The organism is Arthrobacter sp. TJ-265, from assembly GCF_058269135.1.
Genome location: NZ_JBZCND010000005.1, coordinates 1 through 25,351, shown reverse-complemented (window position 1 = coordinate 25,351; position 25,351 = coordinate 1). Strand labels below are relative to the sequence as shown.

Genomic DNA, 25,351 nt, shown 5'->3' with positions numbered 1-25,351 from the left:
GTCACTGTCCTGCTCCCTGGCTGCTGTCCGGGCGGTCGAGTCCGCTGAGGGAGTTCGGCCGGCGCAGGGCACGGTCCACTCCGTCGAGGATCCTGTCGAGGTCCGGGAGGTGGTGGAATTCGAGTTTCGAGTACGGGTAGGGGATGTCGAAGCCCGTGACGCGCACGGGCGCGTGCTCCAGGTAGTCGAAGCACCGCTCGGTGATGCTCGCGGCGATCTCCGCCCCGAGCCCGCCGGACTGCGCGGCCTCGTGCGTGACGACGAGCCGGCCCGTCTTCCGCACCGAGGCCTCGACCGTCGCGAAGTCGATCGGTGCGAGCGAGCGCAGGTCGATCACCTCGATCGAGATGCCGTCGTCGGACGCCGCGACGGCGGCGTCGCGGGCCGTCGGGACCAGCGGGCCGTAGGTCACGAGCGTGACGTCGGTGCCACGAGCGACCACGCGCGCGGCTCCCATGTCCGACGACGCCGGATCCACGCCCTCGTCCACCTCGCCCTTGACGTGGTAGCGCCGTTTGGGCTCGAAGTAGAGGACGGGATCGTCGCTCGCGATGGCCTGCTGGATCATCGTGTAGGCGTCCTGCGGGTCGGAGACGCTGACCACCCGCAGGCCTGAGGTGTGCGTGAAGTAGGCCTCGGGCGACTCGGAGTGGTGCTCCGGGGATCCGATGCCGCCGCCGAAGGGCACGCGGACGGTGATCGGCATCTTCACGGCGCCCTGCGTGCGGTAGTGCAGCTTGGCCACCTGGCAGACGATCTGGTCGAAGGCGGGGTAGATGAAACCGTCGAACTGGATCTCGACGACGGGCCGGTACCCGCGGTACGCCATGCCGACGGCGGTGCCCATGATGCCGGCCTCGGCGAGCGGGCTGTCCATGACGCGGTGCGGCCCGAAGTCCTTCTGCAGTCCGTCGGTGATGCGGAAGACGCCCCCGAGCTTGCCGATGTCCTCTCCCATGAGGATCACCTTGGGGTCCTCGTCCATGGCGCGGCGGAGACCGGCGGTGATCGCGCGGCCGAAGGTCATGGTGGACATCAGCGGGGTCCTTCCTGGGGCGCCTGGGCGAAGGAGGCGAGGTAGCGCTCGTAGTGGTCCTGCTGGCGGTCCAGCCAGGAGTTCGGCGTGCTGTACACGTGCTTGAACACGTCCGACGGCGCGGGTTCGGGCATCGACAGGCAGCCCTCCCGCAGTTCGGCGGCCACGGCGTCGGCCCTGGCCTTCACGGAGTCCGTGTACCCGGCGTCCAGCAGGCCGAGGGAGTCGAGCAGGGTCGCGAGGCGGGCCAGCGGGTCGCGCGCCGCCCAGTCCTCGAGTTCGTTGGCGTCCCGGTAGCGCGTGGGATCGTCCGCCGTCGTGTGCGGACCCATGCGGTAGGTGACGGCCTCGATGAAAGTGGGTCCGCCGCCGGAGCGGGCGCGGGCGAGGGCTTCCCGGGTCACGGCGAGGCACGCGAGGACGTCGTTGCCGTCCACGCGCACCGACGGGATGCCGAAGCCCGGCGCCCTGCGCGCGATCGGCACGTGCGCCTGCAGCCCTACCGGTTCGGAGATGGCCCAGTGGTTGTTCTGGCAGAAGAAGATCACCGGCGCCTGATAGCTCGCGGCGAAGACCATGGCCTCGTTGACGTCGCCCTGGCTCGTGGCGCCGTCGCCGAAGTAGGCGACGGCCACGGAGTCGGCGCCGTCGTTGACGATGCCCATCGCGTACCCGGTGGCGTGGAGGGTCTGCGCCCCGATGATCACCTGGGGGGTGGCCATGTTGATCGTGTAGGGGTCCCAGCCGGAGGACGCGTTGCCGCGCCAGACCCGCAGGATGTCGGCGAGGTCCACGCCGCGGCAGTACGCGACGGCGTTCTCCCGGTAGCTGGAGAACACGAAGTCGTCGGAGCGCAGGGCGCGTCCGGACCCGATCTGCGCCGCCTCCTGTCCCAGCAGCGGCGGCCAGAGGGCGAGCTCGCCCTGGCGCTGGAGCGCGGTGGCCTCGGCGTCGATGCGCCGCACCACCACCATGTCCTCGTAGAGCCTCTGCAGCGCGGCGCCGTCGACGTCGGCCACGAGCGCGTCGTAGTGTCCGTGCGGGTGCCGGACGCCGTGGTGGTCGATGAGCTGGACGAGGTCGTCCGCCCCGGCATGGGCGGGGCCCGGGAGCACGGTCCCGCTCGCGGGCCCGGCGTCGTCGTTCCCGCCGGTGGATCCCGGTCCTGGCCGGGTGCCGTCCTGAGCCATTGCACGCAACCTTCGCATTTGCAGAGGACCCTTCCGCCGGCGGTCCGCACGGCTGGAAGGGCCCCGGGCGCCGTTGCCCGGAGTGGTTGTGACCCTACTCACACCGCACAGGCGGCACAACCGTAGCGCTTCCGACTGAGCAGAGTGCCCTGTAGGAGCCTCGACGACCGTGTTAGCGTTGCGCACTATGCACCCCCTCGACCTCACCGACACACGCCTGCTGCAGGCCCTGGCGAAGGACCCCCGACGCACCGTCGTCGCCCTCGCCCAGAAGCTCGGCCTCTCCCGGAACACGGTCCAGGCGAGGATGGCGCAGCTCGAGAAGAAGGGGGTCTTCCTCTCCTTCGAGCGGCGCATCAGCACCGTGGCCCTGGGCTACCCCCTGACGGCGTTCATCCACGTCCATGTGCAGCAGCAGAAGCTCGCGGCCGTCACCCGCAGCATCGCCGCGGTGCCCGAGGTCATCGAGGCCTTCGGCCTGACCGGGCAGGCGGACATCCTGGTCCGCGTGGTCGCCGTGGACGCCGAGGACCTCTTCCGGATCAACGGCAAGATCCTCGCCTGCGACGGCGTGGAGCGCTGCGACACCTCCCTGGCCATGGGTGAACTCATCCCGTTCCGGGTCGAGCCGCTGCTCGCCCGCGGACCCCGACCGCCTTCCTGATCAACGGTCCTGACCGCCCGCCCGGAACGGACGAGGCCGCCCCACCGTGCGGTGGGGCGGCCTCGATCGTGCGTGGGTCGACCGATCAGTGGTCGGTGGCCTTCTCGGCTCCGACGCCGGTCAGCGAGCGCACCTCCATCTCGGCCTGCTTCATCGGGTCCTCCGGGGTCCGGGAGAGCGTGGTGCCCAGCCAGCCGAGGAAGAACGCCAGCGGGATCGAGACGATGCCCGGGTTGCTGAGCGGGAAGAGGGAGAAGTCGGCGCCCTGGATCATGGACTTCTCGCCGCCGGAGACGACGGGCGAGAGGGCGATCAGCAGGATCGCCGAGCCGAGGCCGCCGTACATGCTCCAGACCGCGCCCTGGGTGTTGAACTTCTTCCAGAACAGCGAGTAGAGGATGGTCGGCAGGTTGGCGCTGGCCGCCACGGCGAAGGCGAGCGCCACGAGGAACGCGACGTTCTGGCCCTGCGCGCCGATGCCGCCTGCGATCGAGAGCAGGCCGATCACGATGACGGTGCGGCGGGCCACCTTGACCTCGCCGTCCGGGTTGACCTTGCCCTTGCGGATGACGCTCGCGTAGATGTCGTGGGCGAAGGAGGCCGCGGCCGTGATGGTCAGGCCCGCGACGACCGCGAGGATCGTGGCGAAGGCGACGGCCGAGATGAGGCCGAGGAGGATCGACCCGCCGAGCTCGTAGGCGAGCAGCGGGGCCGCCGAGTTCACGCCGCCCGGAGCGCCCAGGATGCGCTCCGAACCGATCAGTGCGCTGGCACCGTAGCCGAGCACGAGCGTGAAGAGGTAGAACGCACCGATGAGCCAGATGGCCCAGACCACGGACCGGCGGGCCTCCTTCGCGGTCGGGACGGTGTAGAAGCGCATGAGCACGTGCGGCAGGGCCGCGGTACCGAGGACGAGCGCGAGCGCCAGCGACAGGAAGTCGAGGCGCGTGATGGCGCTGAGGCCGTACTGCAGGCCGGGGCTCGTGATGGCCGCGTTGCCCGAGGTTTCGATCGCCGCGCCGAGCAGCGTGGAGAAGTTGAAGTTGTGCAGGGCGAGGACCCAGACGGTCATGATGAACGCGCCGGAGATCAGCAGGCAGGCCTTGATGATCTGCACCCAGGTGGTGCCCTTCATGCCGCCGATCAGGACGTACATGATCATGAGCACGCCGACGACGGTGATGACGAGGGACTGGCCGAGGCGGTCGTCGATGCCGAGCAGGAGCGAGACGAGCCCGCCGGCGCCCGCCATCTGCGCGAGGAGGTAGAAGAAGCAGACGGCCAGCGTGGTGATGGCCGCCGCGATGCGGACGGGACGCTGCTTCAGGCGGAAGGACAGCACGTCCGCCATGGTGAACTTGCCGGTGTTGCGGAGGAGTTCCGCGACCAGCAGCAGCGCCACGAGCCACGCGACGAGGAACCCGATCGAGTACAGGAACCCGTCATAACCGTTGATGGCGATCGCGCCGACGATGCCGAGGAACGACGCCGCCGAGAGGTAGTCCCCCGCGATGGCGGTGCCGTTCTGCCCGCCGGTGAAGGAGCGGCCGGCGGCGTAGTAGTCGGCCGCGGTCTTGTTGTTGCGGCTCGCCCTGAGCACGATCACCAGGGTGACGGCGACGAACAGTCCGAAGATGGTGATGTTGAGCAGCGGCGAGCCGACCGTCGTCGTCTCGGTGGTCTGGAGCGGCACGCGGACGCCCGCACTCATGAGAGGGATCATTTCTTTCCGCCTGACGGGTCGATGAACGCTTCGGGTGCCGCTTCCTCGAGCTCGTGCCGGAGGTTCGCGGCGATGGGGTCGAGGCGCCGGTTGGCGTAGCTGACGTACCACATGGTGATGGCGAAGGTGCTGACGAACTGCAGCAGCCCGAGGATGATGCCGATGTTGATGTTGCCGAACACCGGCGTGGCCATGAAGTCGATCGCGTAGGCGGCGAGCAGCACGTAGGCGAAGTACCAGAGCAGGAAGAACACTGCCATGGGGAAGACGAAACTGCGGTGGCGCTTGCGCAGTTCCCTGAACTGCTCGGTCTGCTGGACTTCGGTGAAGTCGACAGCAGGACCGGAGCCGGCGGCCGGCTCTCCTGGGTGCGAGCCCATGGTTCCTCCTTCTTGGTCGGGAGTCACTCCAGCCGCGAGGGCGGCACCGTCGCAGCGCAGGAAGGCATGTCGGTGTGACTCCCATCACTGTGCTGGACGGCCGCCGACTCCACCAGCCGGACACGGCCGTTCGTCGCCGAGCGCGCGGGTGGGTGCGGTGAACGGTCAGCGGGCGCGATGAGCGGCAGGTCCGGGCGGATACTCTGGAGCAATGTTCAGCGCCGCCGTCGACACCGCCCTGGTGTGCGCCGTCGTCGTCGTCACCCTCGCCGTCGTGGCCTCGCTCGGCTTCCGCCTGTCGCGCTCGTACCGGGACCTCGGGTCCGACGCCGACCGCGCCACCTACGCCACCCTCCACACCGCGGCCCTCGCCTCCGAACACCTGCGCGAGGGCCTGACGCCGTCGGGGGCCTCGAAGGCGAGCCGCTACCTGCACGGACTCCTGCGGTGCGACGTGCTCATGATCAGTGACGACGCCGGGGTGCTCGCCTGGGACGGCGGGCGCGGGACGCCGCCGGACGTGATGCCCCTGGTGCGGCAGGTCCTCGAGAGCGGCCGCACGCAGATCTTCCGCCGCCAGCGCCTCGAGGCCGCGGGGCTGGCGGAACCCGGCGAACTGGTGCTCTCCCCCATCCGCGTGGACGACCGCGTCGTCGGCACGGTCGGGGCGGTGGCCGAGGACGTCAACGCCGGCCTCGTCCGGGCCACGAACGAGCTCGCCGGGTGGGTGTCCACCCAGGTGGAACTCGCCGAACTGGACTATTCGCGCCGGCTCCTCGCGGAGGCGGAGGTGCGTGCCCTCCGGGCCCAGATCAGCCCGCACTTCATCTACAACTCGCTCAACGCGATCGCGTCCTTCATCAACACCGACCCGCAGCGTGCCCGCGACCTCGTGGTCGAGTTCGCCGACTTCACGCGCTACTCGTTCCGCCGCCACGGCGACTTCACGACCGTGGCGGAGGAACTGCGCAGCATCGACCGCTACCTGCTGCTGGAACGCGCCCGGTTCGGCGACCGGCTGAAGGTCAGCCTCGAGATCGGCCCGGAGGTCCTCAGCACCGTCATCCCGTTCCTCAGCCTCCAGCCGCTCGTCGAGAACGCGGTCCGCCACGGCCTCGACTCCAAGGACGGCATCGGGAACATCACCATCACCGCTCACGACGTCGGTCCCTTCGCGGAGGTGACCATCGAGGACGACGGCGTGGGCATCGAGCCCGAGCACCTCCGGTCCGTGCTGGCCGGGCACACCGAGGGTGTGCACGTGGGCCTGCGCAACGTCGATTCCCGCCTGCGGCAGGTGTACGGCGACGACCACGGGCTGATCATCGACACCGCGCCCGGCGCCGGCACTCTCATCACGATGCGCGTCCCCAAGTCGCAGCCCGACCACCGGGCGTGAGGCGCGTAATCTAGGGAGCATGCTCTCTGTGCTCGTCGCCGACGATGAACTCCCCGCCGTCGAGGAACTGGCGTTCCTGCTCGGCAGGGACGCGCGGGTCGGGACCATCCACCGCGCCTCGAGCGGCACGGAGGCGCTGAAGGTCCTCGAGCAGCACACCGTCGACGCCCTGTTCCTCGACATCCACATGCCGTCCCTCTCGGGGCTGGACATCGCCCGGGAGATCTCCCGCTTCAGCCGTCCGCCCGCCGTCGTGTTCGTCACCGCCGACGAGGACCGCGCCCTGGAGGCCTTCGAACTGCGCGCCGTCGACTACCTCCTGAAGCCCGTGCGCACCGAACGCCTCGCGGAATCCGTCCGCCGGGTGTGCGAGCTGATGGAGGGCTCGACGGCCGCGCCGGAGGTCATCACCGTGGACCAGGGCGGCATCAGCCGCATGATCAGGCGCGACGACGTGCGCTACGTCCAGGCGCAGGGCGACTACGCGCGGCTGCACACCTCCGAGGCGAGCTACCTCATCCGGATCCCGCTCAACGACCTCGAGCGCCAGTGGGCCACCGCGGGGTTCCTCCGCACCCACCGCTCCTACCTCGTGGCGATGGACCAGGTCCGGAAGGTCCGGATCAGCGCAGGCCGGGCGAGCCTGTTCGTCGGCGACGCCGAGCTGCCGGTCAGCCGGCGGCACCTGCCCGACGTCCGCGAGAAGCTGGAGGCCACCCGCCTCCGGCCGGGCCAGTGACCCCCGACGACCGCCGATGACGCAGCCGTCCGAGCCGCCCCGCCGTGTCCGGGTGACCGCCCCGCGGACGGCCGCCCGCGCGACGGGTGCGTCCTTCCCCGTGGCCCGCGAGATGGCCGAACAGTCCGAACTGGGCCAGCTGTTCGTCGCCTCGCTGATCCGGTCGCAGCTGCGCCTCGCCCTCGTGGTGGCGGGCGGCTTCCTGGTCATCCTGATGGGCATCCCGGTGCTGCTCGCGGTGTTCCCGGACATCGAGTCGATGACCGTGCTGACGGTGCCCCTCCCGTGGCTGATCCTCGGCCTCGGGGTGTACCCGCTCGTCATCGGCTGCGCGATCCTGTACGTGCGCAGCGCCTCCCGCAACGAGCGGCGCTTCCAGGACCTCGTGGACGATGACTGACGCGCTCGACGCCGGCAGCCTGCACCTCAGCCCCGCCGTCGGCTACACGGCCCTGCTCCTCGTGGCCCTCAGCACCGTGCTCATCGGCATCTTCGGTCTGCGGATCTCCCGGACCACCGGGGATTTCTACGTCGCCTCCCGGACGGTGCGCCCCTGGTGGAACGCCTCCGCGATCGGCGGCGAATACCTGTCCGCCGCGAGCTTCCTCGGCGTCGCCGGGCTCATCCTCATCTCGGGCGTGGACGCCCTCTGGTTCCCGATCGGGTACACCGCCGGGTACCTGATGCTCCTGCTGTTCGTCGCCGCTCCCCTGCGCCGCTCGGGTGCCTACACCATCCCCGATTTCGCGCAGGCGCGGCTGGACTCGCTGCTGGTGCGCCGCGTGACGAGCATGCTCGTCGTCGTCGTCGGCTGGCTGTACATCGTGCCGCAGCTCCACGGCGCCGCCCTGACGGTGCAGATCACCACGGGCCTGCCGTCGTGGGTGGGACCGCTCGCCGTCGTCGTCGTGGTGTGCCTGAGCGTGGTCACGGGCGGCATGCGCTCCATCACGTTCGTCCAGGCGTTCCAGTACTGGCTCAAGCTGACGGCCCTCGCCGTCCCGGCGGTGTTCATCCTGTTCCGCCTGGGCGCCGAGGGCGCGTCGGTCACGGCGGGCGGCAGCGTGTTCACCACCGACCTGAACACGACGGCGCACGCCTCCCTCTACGGCACGATCTCGCTGGTCATCGCGCTCCTGTTCGGCACCCTCGGGCTCCCCCACGTGCTGGTGCGCTTCTACACGAATCCGGACGGGGCGTCGGCGCGGCGGACCACGGTGCTCGTGCTCGGCCTGCTCTCGGTCTTCTACCTGTTCCCCACCGTGTACGGCATCCTGGGGCGCATCCACACGCCGGAGCTCGCGGCGGGCGGCGCCGCGGACGCGACGGTCCTCCTGCTCCCCGGCCGCATCTTCGACGGCGCGACCGGCGACCTGCTGTCTGCCCTGGTGACGGCGGGCGCGTTCGCCGCGTTCCTGTCCACGACGAGCGGCCTCGTGGTCTCCCTCGCCGGTGTGATCAGCCAGGAGTTCTTCCAGGGCAGCGTGACGGGGTTCCGGCGGGCCGCGCTGCTGTCCACGATCGTCCCCCTGGTGATCGCCCTCCTCACCGACACCCTGGCACTGGCCGGCAGCGTCGGGTCCGTCTTCGCGTTCACCGCCTCCACCATCTGCCCGCTGCTGCTGCTGGGCATCTGGTGGCGGGGCCTCACCGACGCCGGCGCGATCGCGGGGATGGCCGTCGGCGCGATCCTGTGCGGCGGCGCGATCGCCGCCACAGCGGCGCTGGGAGCGGGGGCGGGCGACCGCTGGGTCTGGCTCGGCCAGCCGGCCCTGTGGACGGTACCGGCGGCGTTCCTCACCATGGTGCTCGTGTCGCGCGCGACGGCGGGACGGCGGCCGACGACGGCGTCGCGCGTGCTGGCGCGCCTCCACACCCCCGAGCCGCGCTAGGTCAGTCGATCCCGGCCATCAGTTCGATGACGCGGTCCAGGAACGCATCCACCTGGGTCTCCTCGTAGCCGTCCGCTCCCCGGGCCTCGCGGAACACCGCACGGCGGACGACGTCGACGCTCATCGGCACATGGTTCTCCAGGTACTGCAGGAGGTCGTCGCACAGGCGGTCGACGTCCTCGATGTCGTAGCTCGGGCTGCCCTGCTTCGCGGGCCGGCGGAAACGCTCGCCGGCCGGGCGGTGGAGCCTGCGGCGCAGTACGGCGGCGGTCCGACCGATCTGCCGGAGCCACGCGTCCTCGCCCTCGGTCCGGATCAGGTGGTCGCGTTCCCGCTGCGCGAAGACGTCCTCGAGGCGGTCCAGCGCGGCGTCGACGGCCTGCGGGTCGTACCCGCCGCGGGCCGGGTCGAAGGCCATGGACCGGACGTCCCTGCTCGTGATGGCCGCCGCCGGATCCTCGGCGTCGTAGTAGCCGCGCGCCCTGGCCAGGAACCGGTCCACCTGGCGGGTGTTGTAGCCGAACTCCCGCCGTCCGACACGCGTGAACGGGGAGGTGCCGGGCCGAGCGAGGTCCATGGATGATCCTTCCGCCTAGGCCGTCGAGGGACAGTTCAGGAACCCGCGGGCCCCGGGATTCCGCCGTCGGCCCGTCGTCAGAGCAGTCCCGGTACCAATGTAGCGGACAGCAGATAGGCGACCGGGCAGGCCAGCACGATCGAATCCAGCCGGTCCATCACGCCGCCGTGGCCGGGGAGGATGGTGCCCATGTCCTTGACGCCGAGCTCCCGCTTGATCATCGATTCGGCGAAGTCGCCGGCGGTGGCGGAGGCGACGACGACGACGGCGAGGGCGAGGCCGATCCACAGCGGCTGCCCGAGCAGGAGCACCGCGCAGAGCCCGCCGATGATCATCGCGCCGCCGATGGAGCCGCCGAAACCCTCCCAGGATTTCTTCGGGCTGATCTTGGGCGCCATGGGGTGCTTCCCGAAGAACGCCCCGACCAGGTACCCGAAGGTGTCGTTCGCGACCACGAGCAGCAGGAGCGTGGCGATGACGAGGTAGCCTCCCTCGGCGCGCATCAGGAGCATCGCGAAGCTCATCATGAACGGCACCCAGAGCAGCGTGAACGTACCGGCCATGAGGCTTTTCGCGGCATCCGGGGCGGGGTCGAGCGAGCGCCACAGGAAGATGCCGACGACGGCGGCGACGGTGGCGACGGCGAGCCCCTCCGCTCCGCCGAAGTAGGCGGAGAACGGGAGCACGAGCGTTCCCGCCAGGGTGGGCGCGAGCGGCACGCGGATGCGGCGCAGCCCCAGCGCCCGGGAGATCTCCCAGACGCCCACGGCAGCGAACAGGGTGACGATGCCCGCGAAGACGACCGGGAAGAACAGCAGGCCGACCAGGACCGGGATGAGGAGGCCGGCGCCCACACCGATGGCCGCGGGGAGGTTGCGGCCGGCGCGCGACGGCGCACCGGGCTCCCGGGCGGATCGTCGCCGCTTCAGCAGTCCGGGACCGGGCGTCCAGCCGGTACGCCGCGATCGGCGGGACGCAGGGGCGGCACCTGCCTCGGGCACCGCGGCGGTCGCTGTCCCGGCGTCGGGCTTCGGGACGGGCCCGACGCCGGGACCGGCTGGATTAGGATCTGCCATCAGACCTCGAGCAGCTCCGTTTCCTTGCGCTTCAGGAGCTCGTCGATGAGGTCCACGCGCGCCTTGGTCATGGCGTCGAGTTCCTTCTCGGCGCGTGAGCCCTCGTCCTCACCGGCGTCGCCGTCCTTCACGGCCTTGTCGATGCCGTCCTTGGCCTTGCGGCGGACGTTGCGGATGGAGATCTTGGCGTCCTCGGCCTTGGTCTTCACCAGCTTCACGTACTCCTTGCGGCGCTCCTGCGTCAGCTCGGGCAGGACCACCCGGATCACATTGCCGTCGTTGGACGGGTTGGCTCCGAGGTCGGAGTCGCGCAGCGCACGCTCGATGTCGTTGAGGGAGGCGCGGTCGAACGGGGTGATGAGCAGGGTGCGCGCCTCCGGGTTCTGGAAGGACGCGAGCTGCTGCAGCGGGGTGGGGGCGCCGTAGTACATGACGACCACCTTGGAGAACAGGGAGGCGTTGGCTCGGCCGGTGCGGACCGTCGCGAAGTCCTCCTTTGCGACCTCCACGGCCTTGTCCATCTTGTCGGTGGCTTCCAGCAGGGTCTCTTCGATCACAATGTCTCCTTCGATCCGCAGTCGGCTGCACGGCAACCGTTCCAGTGGTCAATCCTAGTTCAACGGCGCGCCGCACCCGGGCGCGGCCCGGGCGGCACCGCCGTTCCCGCCCGGGGGCTAGGTGGTGACGAGGGTGCCGAGCTTCTCCCCCCGGATGGCACGCGTCACGTTGCCCTCGCCCTGCATCCCGAAGACCACCATCGTCAGGTTGTTGTCCTTGCACATGGTCATGGCCGTCTGGTCCATCACGCGGATGTCGCGGCGCAGGGCCTCGTCGTAGGACAGGGTCTGGAGCTTCTCCGCCGTCGGGTCCTTGTGCGGGTCGGCGGTGTAGACGCCGTCGACGCCGCTCTTCGCCATGAGGACCTCGTCCGCGTGCACCTCCAGCGCACGCTGGGCCGCGACCGTGTCGGTGGAGAAGTAGGGCAGGCCCGCGCCGGCGCCGAAGATGACCACGCGGCCCTTCTCGAGGTGTCGGATGGCGCGCCGCGGGATGTACGCCTCGGCGACCTGGCCCATGGTGATCGCGCTCTGCACGCGCGTCTCGACACCGGCCTGCTCGAGGAAGTCCTGCAGGGCCAGGCAGTTCATGACCGTGCCGAGCATGCCCATGTAGTCGGCGCGGGAGCGGTCCATGCCGCTCTGCGACAGCTCGGCGCCGCGGAAGAAGTTGCCGCCGCCGACGACGATCGCCACCTCGACGTCGCCGACGGTCGCGGCGATCTGCTGGGCGATACCGCGGACCGTGTCCGGGTCCACGCCCAGCTTGCCGCCGCCGAAGACCTCACCGGAGAGCTTGAGCAGGACCCGGCGCCGCCCCGTGGGACCACCCGTCGGAGCAGTGGATGTGGTGTCCATGAAGTGCCTCCCGGGCATAGTGCTGTGGGCCGGTCCTGGGCGGACGGCCGATGGTGCGAAGGTGGGATGGTGCCGGACCCGTTACAGGATACGGCGCGCCTCCCGGGCGCAGGAAAGGGCGGCCACCTCGAGGGTGGCCGCCCTTCACAGTTGTGCTGTCGACCTGGCCTGAGGTACTAGGCGCCGACGCGGAACCGCGCGAAGGCCGTGGCCTTGGCGTCGGCCTCGGTGAGGACGGCGGCGACGGACTTCTTCGCGTCCTTGGCGAAGGCCTGGTCCACCAGGACACCCTCCTTGAAGAAGCCGGTGAGGCGTCCTTCGACGATCTTCGCGAGGGCCTGCTCGGGCTTGCCCTCGGCGCGGGCCGTCTCGTCGGCGATGCGACGCTCCGACTCGACGAGCTCGGCGGGGACATCCTCGCGCGTCAGGTAGGTGGGCGAGTAGGCGGCGATGTGGACGGCCACGTCGTGCGTCGCAGCGACGGCGGCGTCCCCCGAGCCCTCGACGGCGAAGAGCACGCCGACCTGGGCGGGGAGGTCCTTGGACGTCTTGTGCAGGTAGGCGTCGACGATCTGCCCTTCGACGCGGGCGATGCGGCGGACGTCGACCTTCTCGCCGAGCAGCGCACCAGCTTCGATGACGTGCTCCGAGACGGGCTTGCCGTCCAGCTCGAAGGCCAGGAGGGTCTCGACGTCGGTGGCGCCGGACGCGACGGCTGCGCCGAGCACCTTGTTGGAGAACTCGATGAAGGGGCCGGCCTTGGCGACGAAGTCGGTCTCGCAGTTGACCTCGATCATGACCCCGACGTTGCCGTCGACGCGAGCGGCGACGAGGCCCTCGGCGGTCGAGCGGCCTTCGCGCTTGGTCGCGCCCTTGAGACCCTTGATCCGGATCAGTTCCAGGGCCTTGTCGGCGTCGCCATTGGCCTCGTCGAGGGCCTTCTTGACGTCCATCATGCCTGCGCCCGTGCGCTCGCGCAGGGCCTTGATGTCAGCGGCAGTGAAATTTGCCATATGAACTCCTAAGTTGAGGTGGATCGGAACATGCGTAAGGGGCATGGTTTGACCCACACCCCTTACGCATCGAGGACTACTTGGTGTCGCTGGCGGCTTCCGTGGCGGGAGCTACTGCTTCGGGGACTTCCTCGGCGATGGGAGCCTGCAGGCCTGCAGGCGCCTCCTCGACGACGGGAGCCTCGACGACGGGTGCTTCGACGGCGGGTGCTTCGGCGGCGGCTTCCGGAGCTGCGGCTTCGGTCGCCTCGGGCGCGGCAGCGGCGGCGTCCGAGGTGCCCTGGAGCAGCTCACGCTCCCACTCGGCCATGGGCTCGTCGGCGGTGGCTTCGTTGTTGCCCGAGCGGTTGTGGCGGGCCATGAGGCCTTCGGCCACGGCGTCGGCGATGACCCGGGTCAGCAGGTTGACGGCGCGGATGGCGTCGTCGTTGCCGGGGATCGGGAAGTCGACCTCGTCGGGATCGCAGTTGGTGTCGAGGATCGCGACGACGGGGATGTTGAGCTTCTTCGCCTCGTCGATGGCGAGGTGCTCCTTCTTGGTGTCGACGACCCACACGACCGAAGGGGCCTTGGTCAGGTTGCGGATACCACCGAGGTTGCTCTGCAGCTTGGTGAGCTCACGCTTGAGGAGCAGGAGCTCCTTCTTGGTGTGGCCCGAACCGGCGACGTCGTCGAAGTCGATCTCTTCGAGTTCCTTCATGCGCTGGATGCGCTTGGAGACCGTCTGGAAGTTGGTGAGCATGCCGCCGAGCCAACGCTGGTTGACGTAGGGCTGGCCGACGCGCGTGGCCTGGTCGGCGATCGCTTCCTGGGCCTGCTTCTTGGTGCCGACGAAGAGCACGGTTCCGCCGTGGGCGACGGTGGCCTTGACGAACTCGTAGGCGCGGTCGATGTAGCCCAGCGACTGCTGGAGATCGATGATGTAGATGCCGTTGCGCTCGGTGAAGATGAAGCGCTTCATCTTCGGGTTCCAACGGCGGGTCTGGTGACCGAAGTGGACGCCGCTGTCGAGCAGCTGGCGCATGGTTACGACTGGCATGTTCTGCCTTTCCTCAGCTTCGGCTCGGGCGCGGAGCGCCGCCTGAAGCTTGTTGACGGTTGTCTCGGTGCCGGCCGGGGTGGCCGGTACGTCCTGGTACCGGGTCGTCCGATGGACGCGCCCTCCCCAACCGGACTGGTCCGGACCGCAGGGTGGGCACTTCGGCGCCGTTCGTCGGCGCAGAATCGCAGGTACGCGTAGTCAGCCTGCGGATTCCACGACCCATTGATGCCAGTGGCATACGGATGTGGGAGCAGCAGACTGCTGGATCCAGTGTACTACAGCGGCGGTGGCGGATCGGGCCGGCGACGGCGGTCGGGGAGCGGTCCCGGCGACGCTCCGGGGGTGCCTCCACCCCTCGGCTCCGACGCGTGATGTCCACATACGGGCCCGGGGTGCGCGCCCGGCGGACGGGAGATGCAGGCTGGGGCCATGAGCGATCCCCTCGATTCCCTCGATCCCCCGATGCACCAGCCGGGCCGCCGTCGCGCTGGCGTCCGGGAGGGCGCCGCCCCCGCCGTCGCGGTGGCCCTTCTCACGGTGCTGCTCTGCGTCCCGTCCGGAGCCGGCACCTCCCGCCCTGCTTCCGCTGCCGGCGTGGGGTCCACTCCGGCACCGTTCGTGCCCGAGTGGACCTGGCCCCTGGACCCTGCGCCCGAGGTCCTCCGTCCCTTCGAGAAGCCGCCGCAGACGTGGAAGCGGGGGCACCGGGGCGTCGACCTGTCCGCCCGTGCCGGCGGTCCCGTCGGGGTGGTGAGTCCGGCGGACGGCGTCGTGTCCTTCGCGGGAAGGGTGGTGGACCGGGGTGTCCTGTCCATCGACCACGGCCAGGGTCGGATCAGCAGCTTCGAACCCGTCTCCACGGATCTGTCCCGGGGCGAGCACGTCAGCCGGGGGCAGGTGGTGGCGACGCTCGACGCCTCCCCTGCCCGCCGACCCGCGGACGGACCTGCCCGGGAGCACTGCGGTCAGCCGTGCCTCCACTGGGGCGTCCGCGAGGACGGCGAGTATGTGGACCCGCTGTCCTTCGTGACGGACCGGCGGCCGTCGGTGCTGCTTCCGCTCGGTGACGGCGTGCGGATCCGGCGGTAGAGCGCTAGACGAACGCGGCGATGCCCGTGATGGACCGGCCGGCGACGAGGGTGTTGATCTCCTGCGTGCCCTCGTAGGAGTAGATCGCCTCGGCGTCGGAGAAGATCTTCGCCATCTCGTAGTCCACGACGATCCCGTTGCCCCCGAGGATGTTGCGCCCCGCTGCGACGCTCTCGCGCATGCGGGCCGTGGTGAACGCCTTGGCGAGGGCCGACTGCTCGTCCTTCGCCTTGCCCGCGTCCTCGAGCTGGGACAGCCGCACCATCATGCCCATGGAGCTCATGGCATTGCCCAGGATCTGCACGAGCTGCTGCTGCACGAGCTGGAAGCCGGCGATCGGCCGTCCGAACTGCTCGCGCTCCACGGCATACCGGCGGGCGACGTCGAAGGCCGCGAGCTGCTGGCCGACGGCCTGCCAGCCGACGGCGAGGCGCGTGACCTTGAGGACCTTGTTGGCGTCGCGGAAGCTGTTGGCCCCCTTCAGGTGGAAGTCGTCCGGCACGACCACGTCATCGAGGACGATGTCCGCGTTCTCGACGGTGCGGAGGGCGATCTTGTTCTCGATCTTGGACGAGGAGAAGCCCGGGAGCGTGGTGTCCACCAGGAAGCCCTTGACCTGGTTGTCCGCGAGGTCCCGCGCGTAGATGACAACCCAGTCGGAGAACGTGGCGTTGCCGATCCAGCGCTTGGCGCCGTTGAGCACCCACGACCCTCCGTCGCGGCGCGCCGTCGTCCGGGTCCCGCCGGCGACGTCGGAGCCGCCGAGCGGTTCGGTGAGGCCGAAGGCGCCGATCTTCTTCATCGCGTAGATGTCCGGCAGCCACTCCTCCTGCTGCTCCTTCGAGGCGAGGGCCTCGATGGACCCCGTGAAGAGCCCGTCGTGGACGCCCATGAAGGTGGCGAACGAGGTGTCGGCGCGGGTCATCTCGGCATGGGTGATGCCCGCGAAGAGGTTCGAGTAGCCCTGGCGGTAGACCGGGCTCATCGGGTCCAGTTCGGCGATCTTCGGGATGAGGTCCTGGGGGAAGACACCCTTGTTCCACCAGTCGGCGGCATGCGGGCGGACCTCGCGGGTGAGCCAGCCTCGGATCTCCTGCAGCCTGGAGCGCTCCTTGTCGGACAGCAACTCCTCGAAGGCGAGGAAGTCGCCGTCGGCGTACGGAAGGTTGTCGATGTCGATCGTCGTCCTGCTCATGGGATGCCCCTCACTCTGGTCGTCGGCGACCAGCACTGTTCCTCGACCTCTGAGTCCTGTGGGCATGAGCCCACGGCTCTATGTTACCCGCCGGTAACTTATGGCGCCAGTGGCACCGGGGGTGGTGGCCGACGGATCGGAGGACGACGAATGCGCCGCCCCGGGAGGGCGGCGCATTCGTGGGTCGTCGCCGACCGGGTGCGTAGGGCTGCTGGGGCTTGAACCCAGGACAAACGGATTATGAGTCCGCTGCTCTAACCAGCTGAGCTACAGCCCCCAGGGAGCGCACGGCCCCTGGTGCACCGGCGCCGGGACGACCGCCCCGGCGCCGGACGCAGCCTTCATTGTATGCGGCCGGCGAGATCCGCTTCGCGGGGGGCGGGGGGCTGCGAGGAGAGGGTCCCGTAGTACAGGCCCTCGAACGTCTCCAGCGTCGCGTTGATGTCGTGCTTGCCCACCATGGCCCGGCTCACGGCGCCCATCGCCTGCTGCTCCTCCCGGGAGAGGCTGAGGATCTCCGTGATGCGCTTGCCCAGCTGGTCCGCGTCGCCCGGCTCGAACAGGTAGCCGTTCTCGCCGTCGGACACCAGGTGCGGCAGGGCCATGGCGTTGGCGAGCAGCACGGGCGTGGACGCGGACATGGCCTCGAGGGTGACGAGCGACTGCAGTTCGGCGGTACCCGGCTGGCAGAACAGCGACGCCCGGATGTAGCTCCGGCGCAGCTCCTCGTCGTCGATCAGGCCGCGGAAGCGCACGCGGTCACTGATACCGAGACGGGCGGCCTGCGCCTGCAGCGCCGGCTTCACCTCGCCGCCGCCCACGATCTCGAGGTGCACCCCGAGGTGCTCGGGGGTCCGGGCGACGGCGTCGATCAGCACGTCGATGTGCTTCTCCTCGGCGAGCCGGCCCACGAAGAGGACCGTCGGGTGCTCGTTCGGTTCGATGACCTCGCCCGGCCGGACCTCGTAGGCTGCGGCATCGATGCCGTTGGAGACGGGCAGCACCTCCCGCAGGAAGGCGTGGTCGTGCATGGCCTTCGCGGCCAGCGGCGTCGGGGTGGTGACCGCGGCGGCCCTGCCCATCACCTTGCCCATGTCCCTCCACGAGTTCTTCGCCACGATCCGCTTGAACCACTCGGGGAAGGGCAGGAAGGGGTTGATGTTCTCGGGCATGAAGTGGTTGGTGGCCACGACCCGGATGCCCCGCTTCACGGCTTCGTACAGCGCGTACTGCCCCACCATGTAGTGGCACTGGATGTGGACGACGTCGGGCCGGACCCGGTCGAACAGCAGGCTGATGTCCCGCTTGATCTCCCAGGGGAGGCAGATGCGCCAGTAGTCGTGGGTGGGGACGCTGTGCGAGCGGAGGCGGTGGACGGACCAGTCACCGTCCGGCTCGGTGACGCTCGGGCCGTTGGACGGGCGCGGAGCGAGGACGTGCACCGCGTGGCCTCGTCCCGCCATCCCCTTCGCCAGCCGGTAGCCGAACTGAGCCGCGCCGTTCACGTTGGGCGGGTATGTATCCGCGGCGATCAGGATGGTCAGGGGCTTGAAATCAGCCGGGTAACTCACGGAGGGATCCCTACGTCGGTGTGCTGGACAAGTACTTCGATGGCTCGGATCAGCGCTGCCGCTTCACGACGTCGGGGTGGTGTCGGGCCAGGGCAACGACCCCAACAATAGCAACGAGGGCTGCGGCCCCCATGCCCAACCCGGTCACCGTCCGCACATCGGGCTGGAGTTCCTGGAGGATCGTGATGCCCACGGCGATGCCGACGATCGGGTCGATCACGGTGAGGCCCGCGATGACGAGGTCGGGTGGGCCGGTCGCGTAGGCGCTCTGCACGAACCAGATCCCCAGCGCCACGGCGGCGGCGAGGGCCAGCAGGGTTGCGATCGGGACGTTGAGCAGGAACCGCCCGTTCGGGTCCAGCAGGTGGCCCGCGACGATCTTGGTCAGGACGGCGACGAACCCGAAGAGGACGCCCGCCCCGAGGATGTAGGCGAACGCGTTGAGGCGGTGCCGGCCCACCACGGCCAGGGAGCCGAACAGCAGGACCGCGGCCCCCAGCAGGAGCACCACCGACAGTTCCTGCGCTGGTTCGACCGCGTGGTTCTCGCGGGTGACGTTCACGGCGAGGATCACGAAGAGGGCGCTCCCCGTTACGCAGGCGGTGATCGCGGCGACGGTGGGACGGTTGAGGCGGATGCCCTGGTCGCGGGAGTTGACGATCGTGGTGATCACGAGCGCGATGGCCCCGATGGGTTGCACCACGGTGAGGCTGGCGAGCGACAGGGCGATCACGTTCAGCGCCGTCCCCGTGACGAGCAGAAAGAGCCCGAACAGCCAGCGCGGGTTGGTGAGGAGGCGGGTGAAGCCCGAGGAACTCAGGTTCAGGCCGCCCGTGTTCGCCCGCACGGCACTGCCCTGCCGCTGCGCTCCGAACGCGAGGAAGACCGCGCCGAGGAGCGCCAGCGCGATGGCTAGGGCGGGCACGACTGCTGCTCGGCCCGCTCCAGACGGTATTTGCGGTGTGCTGCGATGAAGTAGGCCCCGAAGGCGACGAGGTGCAGGACGCATCCCACGGCGAGCATGGCCTGGGCGAGAACGAAGATCCACTCCTGCTCGAAGCCCTCGACCTCGTGCAGCAGGAGCAGCGGCGCCCCGACCAGCAGCAGCGCGGTCCGGATCTTCCCGACCGTGATGACGGGGAGGTGCAGCGGCCCGCGAAAGAGGACGAGGGCGTTGACGATGAGGATGAGGTCCGGGATGACGATGGTCCAGACGAGCCATGCGGGGGCGATGCCGTCGACGACGAAGGTCACGGCGACGACGATCATGGCGGTGCGGTCGGCGACCGGATCGAGCCACTTCCCGACGACGGACACCTGGTTGAGCCGCCGCGCGAGGTATCCGTCGACCCAGTCGGTCGAACCGATCACCACCAGGGTGGTCACGGCGGCTCCGTAGCGCTGCTGCGTGATGAACCAGACGAACAGCGGGACCCCGAGGAACCGGACGATCGTGACGAGGTTGGGCAGGGTCCAGGCCGTCGTGAGCACCGGGCCCTCGCCACCCGGCCGTCCTCCAGCCCCGATCAGTCTCATCACCCGTGCCTCCCGGTCCCATTATGCAGGCAGACGGCCGGTCCCAGTCCCCCGCTCGCGGGGATCGGGGACCGGCCGTCTGTCGTCGGGCTGCCTGCTACTTGCTCAGGAGGCGGCGCAGCATGACGAGCATCGCGGCGACGGACGCAGCGAGGACACTCAGCGGCTTCCAGCGGTCGGCGAGGCTCGTGTTGAGGGGCACGTCGCGCCGGACGGCGACCGCCCCGGTCCTGCCGCCGGCGGTCGAGCTGCCGGCCGTCGGCGTGCCCTGGGGCGAGCGGTGGCGGGCGCCGTCGAGGCGTGACTTGACGTCCACGCGCGCACCGAGCGAATCGCGGGCGTCGGCGATGTGCGTCCGGCGCTCCCCGGTGCGGCCGCGCAGCTCCTCGTAGGAGGGCGTCGGTTCCTTCGGCCGGGTGTCCTTGTCGGCGTCCTTGGGCTTCTTCTCCTCCTTGGGCTTCTTGACGTCCAGCGTGGCCGGGTCGAAGCTGCGGCCCTCCTTGAGCACACCGAGGTCGTAGCGGATGCCCCGGATCGCGTCCTCGGGCAGCAGCGGGAGCTGCTTCTTGAGGCGGGAGACCCCGATCAGCGCGAGGATGCCGCCGATGACGAGGAAGACCAGCGCGACCAGCAGGGCGGCCAGCCATGCCGGCATGATCTCGGCGAGGCCCATGATGGCCGCGACGACGAGCGCCACGGCGAAGAACAGGACGAAGACCAGGGCGACGACGAGGAGTGCGGCGGCGATCCCGGCCTTGGTGCCCTTCTGTTTCAGCTGTGCGACGGCGATCGAGAACTCGTCGCTGGCCTGCCGCGGCGTCAGGCGGGCGAGCAGCCTGATCAGTCCGACGATCGAGAGTGAGCCTGTGGACCGCTTGCCGCGCGTACTAGCCGAGCTGTTCATAGGCCCTGCCTCCATTCGTAGGTGTCTTGCTGGACATTCGCTGAACCAAAATTACCATCGGGCCCGGGCACGTCAGCCGCCTGCGGGCGGCGGTGCCGTCGGGAGCGGGATATGCCGCGATGCGGTACTGCCGCCCGCCATGCTCCCACGGTGCCCGTCATCGTGCCGGCGCGAGCTCGGCGTTGTCCTCGAGGTCCCTGCCGGCGAACTCGGGGAGCCTGGTCCGGACGAAGACGAAGGACACCACGGCGAAGACCGTGAAGGCCGCGTACATGACCCACAGGCCGAGGTTCGCGCTGACCCACGGGAAGGTGAGGGTGACGATGAAGTTGAAGACCCAGTTGACCATCGTCGCGACGCCGAGGGCGATCGAACGGATGCGGTTGGGGAACATCTCGCCGAGCGTGACCCACATGACCGGGCCCCAGGTCGCGGCGAAGAAGATGACGAAGAGGTTCGCGCCCACGAGGGCTATCGGACCCCAGACCCCGGGCAGGGCCACGTCGTCGCCGGTCCCCTCCGCCTGGAGGAAGGCGAGGGTCGCTGCAAGGAGCCCGACCGTCATGCCGATCGAACCGGCGAGGAGCAGCTTCCGGCGACCGATGCGGTCGACGAAGAAGATGGCGACGAACGTCATGGTGACATTGATGATCGAGGTGATCACCGACGTCGTGAAGGAATCGCTCTCGCTGAAGCCCACGGACTTCCACAGCGTCGTGGAGTAGTAGAAGATCGCGTTGATGCCGACGAGCTGCTGGAGCGCCGCGATGGCCATGCCGACCCACAGGATGGGCTGCAACCCCAGCGCGGGACCGCGCAGGTCGCGGTACCCGGCCCGGTCCTCACGTTCGAAGCTCTCGCGGATCTGGCGGATCTTGCCCTCGGTGTCCCGGACGCCGGACACCCGCGACAGGATGCGGGCGGCGTCCTCGTCCCGATCGGCCCGGACGAGGAACTGGGGCGACTCGGGGATGATGAGCGCGAGGACGCCGTAGACGACGGCCGGGAGCACTCCGACGAGGAGCATCCAGCGCCAGGCGGACAGCCCCCACCAGAACTCGTTCGCGGCGCCGCCGGCGGCGTTGGCGAACGAGGCGTCGGAGAGCAGTGCGACGAAGATGCCGATCGTGATGGCGAGCTGCTGCACCGAGGCGAGTCCCCCGCGCCACTTCGACGGCGCGATCTCCGCGATGTACCCGGGCACGATGACGGAGGCGATACCGATCGCCAGGCCCCCGACGAGACGCCAGGCCATGAGGTCCCACTCGGAGAAGGCGAACGCGGATCCGGCGGAGTTGATCGCGAACAGGAAGGCTGCCGCGACCATCACCTTCTTGCGCCCCCACCGGTCGGCGAGCCCGCCGGCGAACCACGCACCGGCGGCACAGCCGAGCAGCGTGATGGCGACGGTGAACCCGAGGACGCTCGCGCTCAGCTCGAAGTCGGCCTGGATCGAATCGACCGCACCGTTGATGACGGCCGTGTCGAAACCGAAGAGGAGGCCTCCGACGGCGGCGGCCATCGTGATGCCGATGACCCGCGCGAGGTGCCGCGGTGGTCCGGCGGTCTCCGTGTCGACGTCGTGCTCGCTCATGCTCGGTTCTCCCTGCTCGTTCGGCCCTTCAACACCCTACGTCAGTCCGAAGCCTGCTTAGCAGCCCGTCCGCCGTTCGGCCAGCGCCGGAGGGACGGGGCAACACTTGACGGGGGGTCGTAGGATAGGAACACCATTGATTCGCCGCAGCAACCAATTCGTCCGATCGGGACGGACTGCTGCACGTCGCGAGCCGCTCCGCCGTCGTCGCCGGGCCGCCGCCGCAGTCGATGCATCCCCTGCTCCACCCGATCCGCACCCTGGCCGCACCACCGTTCCCGTTAGGCAGCATCTTGAGCACCACCGTGAGCACCATCACCCATCCCGGCGACGCCCTCTCCCGCCGCGAGAAGATCATCTACGTCTTCATCCTCGGCACCCTGACCGCCCTCGGACCGTTCACGATCGACCTGTACCTGCCCGCCTTCCCGGCCCTGCGGTCGGACCTCGGTGTCTCCGAAGCGGCCATCCAGCTGACGCTGACGGGAACGATCATCGGGTTCGCCGGCGGACAACTCCTCGTGGGACCGCTCAGCGACAAGATCGGGCGGCGCCTGCCCCTCATCTTCGCGACCACGCTGCACGTCGGGGCCTCCATCGGCGCAGCGTCCTCCGAGGACATCAACATGCTCATGCTGTTCCGCGTGCTCCAGGGCATCGGCGCCGCGGGCGGCGGCGTGGTCGCGATGGCCATGGTGCGCGACCTCTTCGGCGGCTACACCCTCGTGCGCATGCTGTCCTACATGGCGCTCGTCAACGGGATGGCACCCATCTTCGCCCCGGTGATCGGGTCCCAGCTGCTGCTGCTCTTCCCCTGGCCGGGCATCTTCTGGTTCCTCGCCGGCTACGGCCTCCTGGTGATCACCGCGGTCTCGCTCTTCATCGTCGAGACCCTCCCCCGGGAGAACCGCCGCCAGTCCGGTCTCACCGTCGCCCAGCGGTACCGCACGGTCCTCAGCGACCGCATCTTCATCGGCATCCTGCTGGTCGGCGGCATGAACTTCTCCGGGCTCTTCTCCTACCTCTCGGCGTCGCCCTTCCTGTTCCAGGGACCGTACGGACTGAACGAGCAGCAGTACGGACTGCTGTTCGCCGTCAATTCACTCGGCATCGTCGCGGGCGTGCAGATCAGTGCGCGGGTGCTCCGGCGCGTGGGTCCGCAGTGGGTCATCGCGGCGGCGACGATCGTCCAGCTCACCATGGCGATGCTCATCATCGCCTTCGACCAGCTGGGTCTCGGCTTCTGGGGGACGGCCGTCCCGCTGTGGTTCTACATCATGGCGACGGGCTTCGTCTTCCCGTGCGTGCAGGTGCTGGCGCTCATCAACAACGGGGCGCAGGCCGGCACGGCGGCGTCCCTCTTGGGCGCGGTGACCTTCGGGACGGCGGGCCTGATCTCGCCGCTCGTCGGCCTGCTGGGCGAAGGCATCGAATCGGCCACCCCCATGGCGCTCGTCATGGCCGCGTGCATCGCCCTGGGCGTGGTCTTCCTCTGGACGGTCGTCCGGCCCAGGACCGTCCCCGCCCTGCAGTAGCGCCGTGTCGCGCCACCGCAGGGCATCCGGGCTCAGGCCGCCGAGGCCTTCGACCCCGGATCGGTGTCCGAGGGGAGGGCCTCCGCCGTCGTGGCGATATTGCGGGCCATGGACTTGAAGATGAAGCCGTGGAAGGGCAGCACCGCCAGCCAGTACAGGCGCCCGGAGAGCCCCTGCGGGAAGAACACCGCCCGCTGGTAGAAGGAACTGCCGGAGCCGTCCGGTTCGACCCTGAACTCGAGCCACGCCCGGCCGGGTACCTTCATCTCCGCACGGAGCCGCAGACGCTCGCCGCGCACGATCTCCTCGACCCGCCAGAAGTCCAGGGCCTCGCCCGTGAGCAGTTCCTTGGCGTCCCGCCGTCCACGCCGGAGGCCCACGCCACCGGCGATCTTGTCCATCCAGCCGCGGGCCGCCCAGCCCACGGGCCAGGAGTACCAGCCGTTCTCGCCGCCGATCCCCTCGACGACGCTCCACAGCTTGTCCGGAGAGGCGCTCGAGCTGTAGGTCTGGACGTCGGTGAAGACCGTGTGGCCGGCCCACTGCGGGTCCGACGGCAGCGGATCGGCTTCGGAGTCCACCTGTGTCGCCCCGGCCCAGCTCGTCTCCACCTCTCCCCCGCGCATCTTGCCGAGCGCCAGGTCCACCGCGCGGCGGTAGCCCGTGAGCCCGCCCTCGGGCACCGCGATGTACTGGTCGATGTCGTGTTCGGAGGTGACGGCGTCATGCTGCAGTGATTCGATGAGCGGCATGGCCATCGCTCGCGGGATGGGAGTGACGAGGTTGACCCAGTGCCCGGCCAGGCGCGGCGTCAGGACCGGCAGCGCCAGGATCCTGCGGCGGGGCAGCCCGGCGGCCTCGGCGTACTGGTTCATCATCTCGGCGTAGGTCAGCACTTCGCGGGACCCGAGGTCGAACGTCCGGTTCAGGCCCTCGGGGAGGTCCAGCGCTCCGAGGAGGTAGTGGATGACGTCGCGGACCGCGATCGGCTCGATGTGGTTCAGGACCCACTTGGGCGCGGGCATGACGGGGAGGACGTCCGAGAGGTGCCGGATCATCTCGAACGATGCCGACCCCGACCCGATGACCACTCCGGCCTGGAAGGCGATGGTCGGCGTGCCGGACCCGAGGAGGATGGTGCCCACCTGGGTGCGTGAGCGCATATGGGTGGACAGTTCGACGCCTTCGGGGTGGAGTCCACCCAGGTAGACCATGCGGCGCACTCCGGCGTCGCCGGCGGCCTCGGAGACGATGGTCGCGATGTCCGCCTCGCGCCTGTCGAAGTCCCGTCCGGAGCCCATGGAGTGGACGAGGTAGTAGAGCGTATCGACGCCCCGGGTGACCGTGCGCATGGCCTCGCGGTCCTGCAGGTCACCCTCCACGATCTCGACGGACCCGGCCCAGGGGACGTCCTTGAGCTTCTGCGGAGACCGCACGATGACGCGGACCCGGCGGCCCTCGGCGACGAGCTTCGTCACGAGCCGACCGCCGATGTACCCCGTGGCCCCGGTAACCAGGATGAGCTTGCCGTCACTGCCTTCAGTGTTCATGGCCGAAGCCTACGCCCGCCCTCTGACAGCTCCCTGGAGCCTGTCCTCCCTCACCCAGGAAAAAGGAGAAGGGCCGGCGACCTGGGTACCCCCTGGTCGCCGACCCTTTGTTGCTCCTCCGACTGGACTTGAACCAGTAACCCTTCGATACAGGGTCAGGGGTTTCCGGTTCGTCCCTACCGAACACGCTCGACACTATTCATGCTTGTCAGTGGCTCATTGGGGATTCCC

24 protein-coding genes and 1 tRNA gene are annotated in these 25,351 nt (G+C 69.5%); 7 read left to right on the top strand and 18 right to left on the bottom strand.

Going from position 1 to position 25,351, the window contains the following annotated elements; genetic code table 11:
- Nucleotide 1 precedes the first annotated feature (1 nt).
- Nucleotides 2-1,036: an alpha-ketoacid dehydrogenase subunit beta gene (locus tag AC4D2E_RS15315; protein ID WP_490910643.1), complete on the bottom strand. Its 1,035-nt coding sequence runs from the start codon at nt 1,034-1,036 to the stop codon at nt 2-4.
- Entirely contained in the window at nt 1,036-2,226 is a 1,191-nt protein-coding gene (gene pdhA, locus AC4D2E_RS15310; protein WP_258069944.1) for a pyruvate dehydrogenase (acetyl-transferring) E1 component subunit alpha, read from the bottom strand. Before pdhA ends, AC4D2E_RS15315 begins: the two co-directional genes overlap by 1 nt.
- A gap of 187 nt (nt 2,227-2,413) precedes the next feature.
- Here pdhA and AC4D2E_RS15305 point away from each other — a divergent pair, with 187 nt between their 5' ends.
- Nucleotides 2,414-2,890, top strand: a complete 477-nt coding sequence (locus tag AC4D2E_RS15305) for an Lrp/AsnC family transcriptional regulator (RefSeq protein WP_490910644.1) — start codon at nt 2,414-2,416, stop codon at nt 2,888-2,890.
- A gap of 85 nt (nt 2,891-2,975) precedes the next feature.
- Here the strand turns inward: AC4D2E_RS15305 and AC4D2E_RS15300 are convergent, their stop codons facing one another.
- Nucleotides 2,976-4,601 carry a solute symporter family protein gene (locus AC4D2E_RS15300; RefSeq protein WP_490953162.1) on the bottom strand — a complete coding sequence of 542 codons (1,626 nt, stop codon included), beginning with the start codon at nt 4,599-4,601 and terminating at the stop codon, nt 2,976-2,978.
- An 8-nt stretch (nt 4,602-4,609) separates the two neighbouring features.
- A complete protein-coding gene (locus tag AC4D2E_RS15295) occupies nt 4,610-4,993 on the bottom strand; it encodes a DUF485 domain-containing protein (protein ID WP_104168298.1) in 384 nt (127 codons plus the stop codon).
- A 211-nt stretch (nt 4,994-5,204) separates the two neighbouring features.
- Here AC4D2E_RS15295 and AC4D2E_RS15290 point away from each other — a divergent pair, with 211 nt between their 5' ends.
- The 4 genes from AC4D2E_RS15290 to AC4D2E_RS15275 are packed head-to-tail and all read left to right on the top strand — an operon-like array spanning nt 5,205 to nt 9,023.
- Entirely contained in the window at nt 5,205-6,392 is a 1,188-nt protein-coding gene (locus AC4D2E_RS15290; RefSeq protein ID WP_490910646.1) for a histidine kinase, read from the top strand.
- A gap of 19 nt (nt 6,393-6,411) precedes the next feature.
- Nucleotides 6,412-7,131, top strand: a complete 720-nt coding sequence (locus AC4D2E_RS15285) for a LytR/AlgR family response regulator transcription factor (RefSeq protein WP_490910647.1) — start codon at nt 6,412-6,414, stop codon at nt 7,129-7,131.
- 16 nt (nt 7,132-7,147) lie between these two features.
- A complete protein-coding gene (locus AC4D2E_RS15280; protein WP_490910648.1) occupies nt 7,148-7,531 on the top strand; it encodes a DUF485 domain-containing protein in 384 nt (127 codons plus the stop codon).
- On the top strand, nt 7,524-9,023 hold the full coding sequence (locus AC4D2E_RS15275; protein ID WP_490953161.1) for a sodium/solute symporter: 1,500 nt from the start codon (nt 7,524-7,526) through the stop codon (nt 9,021-9,023). Before AC4D2E_RS15280 ends, AC4D2E_RS15275 begins: the two co-directional genes overlap by 8 nt.
- Nucleotide 9,024: 1 nt before the next feature.
- Here the strand turns inward: AC4D2E_RS15275 and AC4D2E_RS15270 are convergent, their stop codons facing one another.
- From AC4D2E_RS15270 to rpsB, 6 genes are all read right to left on the bottom strand, one after another.
- The gene (locus AC4D2E_RS15270; protein ID WP_490953160.1) at nt 9,025-9,600 is read right to left on the bottom strand and encodes a DivIVA domain-containing protein; all 576 of its coding nucleotides are present in this window, start codon (nt 9,598-9,600) and stop codon (nt 9,025-9,027) included.
- 77 nt (nt 9,601-9,677) lie between these two features.
- Complete coding sequence (locus tag AC4D2E_RS15265) at nt 9,678-10,601, bottom strand: phosphatidate cytidylyltransferase (RefSeq protein WP_490953233.1); 924 nt, start codon at nt 10,599-10,601, stop codon at nt 9,678-9,680.
- 74 nt (nt 10,602-10,675) lie between these two features.
- A complete protein-coding gene (frr, locus tag AC4D2E_RS15260) occupies nt 10,676-11,233 on the bottom strand; it encodes a ribosome recycling factor (protein ID WP_043447395.1) in 558 nt (185 codons plus the stop codon).
- 117 nt (nt 11,234-11,350) lie between these two features.
- On the bottom strand, nt 11,351-12,091 hold the full coding sequence (pyrH, locus tag AC4D2E_RS15255; protein WP_104168305.1) for a UMP kinase: 741 nt from the start codon (nt 12,089-12,091) through the stop codon (nt 11,351-11,353).
- 176 nt (nt 12,092-12,267) lie between these two features.
- Nucleotides 12,268-13,104 carry a translation elongation factor Ts gene (gene tsf / locus AC4D2E_RS15250; protein WP_104168306.1) on the bottom strand — a complete coding sequence of 279 codons (837 nt, stop codon included), beginning with the start codon at nt 13,102-13,104 and terminating at the stop codon, nt 12,268-12,270.
- Between the two features lie 76 nt (nt 13,105-13,180).
- A complete protein-coding gene (rpsB, locus tag AC4D2E_RS15245; RefSeq protein WP_490953159.1) occupies nt 13,181-14,143 on the bottom strand; it encodes a 30S ribosomal protein S2 in 963 nt (320 codons plus the stop codon).
- Nucleotides 14,144-14,575: 432 nt separating this feature from the next.
- Between rpsB and AC4D2E_RS15240 the strand changes: the two genes are divergently transcribed.
- A complete protein-coding gene (locus AC4D2E_RS15240; RefSeq protein WP_490953158.1) occupies nt 14,576-15,235 on the top strand; it encodes a M23 family metallopeptidase in 660 nt (219 codons plus the stop codon).
- 4 nt (nt 15,236-15,239) lie between these two features.
- Here AC4D2E_RS15240 and AC4D2E_RS15235 read toward each other — a convergent pair whose 3' ends face one another.
- The 7 genes from AC4D2E_RS15235 to AC4D2E_RS15205 all read right to left on the bottom strand — a co-directional run bounded on the left by AC4D2E_RS15235 (nt 15,240) and on the right by AC4D2E_RS15205 (nt 22,035).
- Nucleotides 15,240-16,430 (bottom strand): acyl-CoA dehydrogenase family protein, encoded by a 1,191-nt coding sequence (locus AC4D2E_RS15235; protein WP_490953157.1) that lies wholly within the window; start codon nt 16,428-16,430, stop codon nt 15,240-15,242.
- Nucleotides 16,431-16,633: 203 nt separating this feature from the next.
- Nucleotides 16,634-16,707: transfer RNA gene (locus AC4D2E_RS15230), tRNA-Ile, on the bottom strand.
- Nucleotides 16,708-16,771: 64 nt separating this feature from the next.
- Nucleotides 16,772-18,001 carry a glycosyltransferase gene (locus tag AC4D2E_RS15225; RefSeq protein ID WP_490910655.1) on the bottom strand — a complete coding sequence of 410 codons (1,230 nt, stop codon included), beginning with the start codon at nt 17,999-18,001 and terminating at the stop codon, nt 16,772-16,774.
- Nucleotides 18,002-18,050: 49 nt separating this feature from the next.
- Nucleotides 18,051-18,926, bottom strand: a complete 876-nt coding sequence (locus tag AC4D2E_RS15220) for a DMT family transporter (protein ID WP_490953156.1) — start codon at nt 18,924-18,926, stop codon at nt 18,051-18,053.
- Nucleotides 18,914-19,537, bottom strand: coding sequence for a CDP-alcohol phosphatidyltransferase family protein (locus tag AC4D2E_RS15215; RefSeq protein ID WP_490953155.1), 624 nt, complete (start codon nt 19,535-19,537; stop codon nt 18,914-18,916). Before AC4D2E_RS15215 ends, AC4D2E_RS15220 begins: the two co-directional genes overlap by 13 nt.
- Nucleotides 19,538-19,634: 97 nt before the next feature.
- Nucleotides 19,635-20,441: a phage holin family protein gene (locus tag AC4D2E_RS15210; protein WP_490953154.1), complete on the bottom strand. Its 807-nt coding sequence runs from the start codon at nt 20,439-20,441 to the stop codon at nt 19,635-19,637.
- A gap of 157 nt (nt 20,442-20,598) precedes the next feature.
- Complete coding sequence (locus AC4D2E_RS15205) at nt 20,599-22,035, bottom strand: sugar porter family MFS transporter (RefSeq protein WP_490953153.1); 1,437 nt, start codon at nt 22,033-22,035, stop codon at nt 20,599-20,601.
- Between the two features lie 305 nt (nt 22,036-22,340).
- On the opposite strand from AC4D2E_RS15205, the gene AC4D2E_RS15200 reads away from it, so the two are divergent.
- A complete protein-coding gene (locus AC4D2E_RS15200; protein ID WP_490953232.1) occupies nt 22,341-23,570 on the top strand; it encodes a multidrug effflux MFS transporter in 1,230 nt (409 codons plus the stop codon).
- A gap of 32 nt (nt 23,571-23,602) precedes the next feature.
- Here AC4D2E_RS15200 and AC4D2E_RS15195 read toward each other — a convergent pair whose 3' ends face one another.
- A complete protein-coding gene (locus tag AC4D2E_RS15195; RefSeq protein WP_490953152.1) occupies nt 23,603-25,120 on the bottom strand; it encodes an SDR family oxidoreductase in 1,518 nt (505 codons plus the stop codon).
- Nucleotides 25,121-25,351: the final 231 nt, after the last annotated feature.

Coding starts and splice junctions, on each gene's coding strand:
- AC4D2E_RS15315 (WP_490910643.1), bottom strand. CDS start 1,036: ATGTCCACCATGACCTTCGGCCGCGCGATCACCGCCGGTCTCCGCCGC.
- pdhA (WP_258069944.1), bottom strand. CDS start 2,226: ATGGCTCAGGACGGCACCCGGCCAGGACCGGGATCCACCGGCGGGAAC.
- AC4D2E_RS15305 (WP_490910644.1), top strand. CDS start 2,414: ATGCACCCCCTCGACCTCACCGACACACGCCTGCTGCAGGCCCTGGCG.
- AC4D2E_RS15300 (WP_490953162.1), bottom strand. CDS start 4,601: ATGAGTGCGGGCGTCCGCGTGCCGCTCCAGACCACCGAGACGACGACG.
- AC4D2E_RS15295 (WP_104168298.1), bottom strand. CDS start 4,993: ATGGGCTCGCACCCAGGAGAGCCGGCCGCCGGCTCCGGTCCTGCTGTC.
- AC4D2E_RS15290 (WP_490910646.1), top strand. CDS start 5,205: ATGTTCAGCGCCGCCGTCGACACCGCCCTGGTGTGCGCCGTCGTCGTC.
- AC4D2E_RS15285 (WP_490910647.1), top strand. CDS start 6,412: ATGCTCTCTGTGCTCGTCGCCGACGATGAACTCCCCGCCGTCGAGGAA.
- AC4D2E_RS15280 (WP_490910648.1), top strand. CDS start 7,148: ATGACGCAGCCGTCCGAGCCGCCCCGCCGTGTCCGGGTGACCGCCCCG.
- AC4D2E_RS15275 (WP_490953161.1), top strand. CDS start 7,524: ATGACTGACGCGCTCGACGCCGGCAGCCTGCACCTCAGCCCCGCCGTC.
- AC4D2E_RS15270 (WP_490953160.1), bottom strand. CDS start 9,600: ATGGACCTCGCTCGGCCCGGCACCTCCCCGTTCACGCGTGTCGGACGG.
- pyrH (WP_104168305.1), bottom strand. CDS start 12,091: ATGGACACCACATCCACTGCTCCGACGGGTGGTCCCACGGGGCGGCGC.
- tsf (WP_104168306.1), bottom strand. CDS start 13,104: ATGGCAAATTTCACTGCCGCTGACATCAAGGCCCTGCGCGAGCGCACG.
- rpsB (WP_490953159.1), bottom strand. CDS start 14,143: ATGCCAGTCGTAACCATGCGCCAGCTGCTCGACAGCGGCGTCCACTTC.
- AC4D2E_RS15240 (WP_490953158.1), top strand. CDS start 14,576: ATGAGCGATCCCCTCGATTCCCTCGATCCCCCGATGCACCAGCCGGGC.
- AC4D2E_RS15235 (WP_490953157.1), bottom strand. CDS start 16,430: ATGAGCAGGACGACGATCGACATCGACAACCTTCCGTACGCCGACGGC.
- AC4D2E_RS15215 (WP_490953155.1), bottom strand. CDS start 19,537: ATGAGACTGATCGGGGCTGGAGGACGGCCGGGTGGCGAGGGCCCGGTG.
- AC4D2E_RS15210 (WP_490953154.1), bottom strand. CDS start 20,441: ATGAACAGCTCGGCTAGTACGCGCGGCAAGCGGTCCACAGGCTCACTC.
- AC4D2E_RS15205 (WP_490953153.1), bottom strand. CDS start 22,035: ATGAGCGAGCACGACGTCGACACGGAGACCGCCGGACCACCGCGGCAC.
- AC4D2E_RS15195 (WP_490953152.1), bottom strand. CDS start 25,120: ATGAACACTGAAGGCAGTGACGGCAAGCTCATCCTGGTTACCGGGGCC.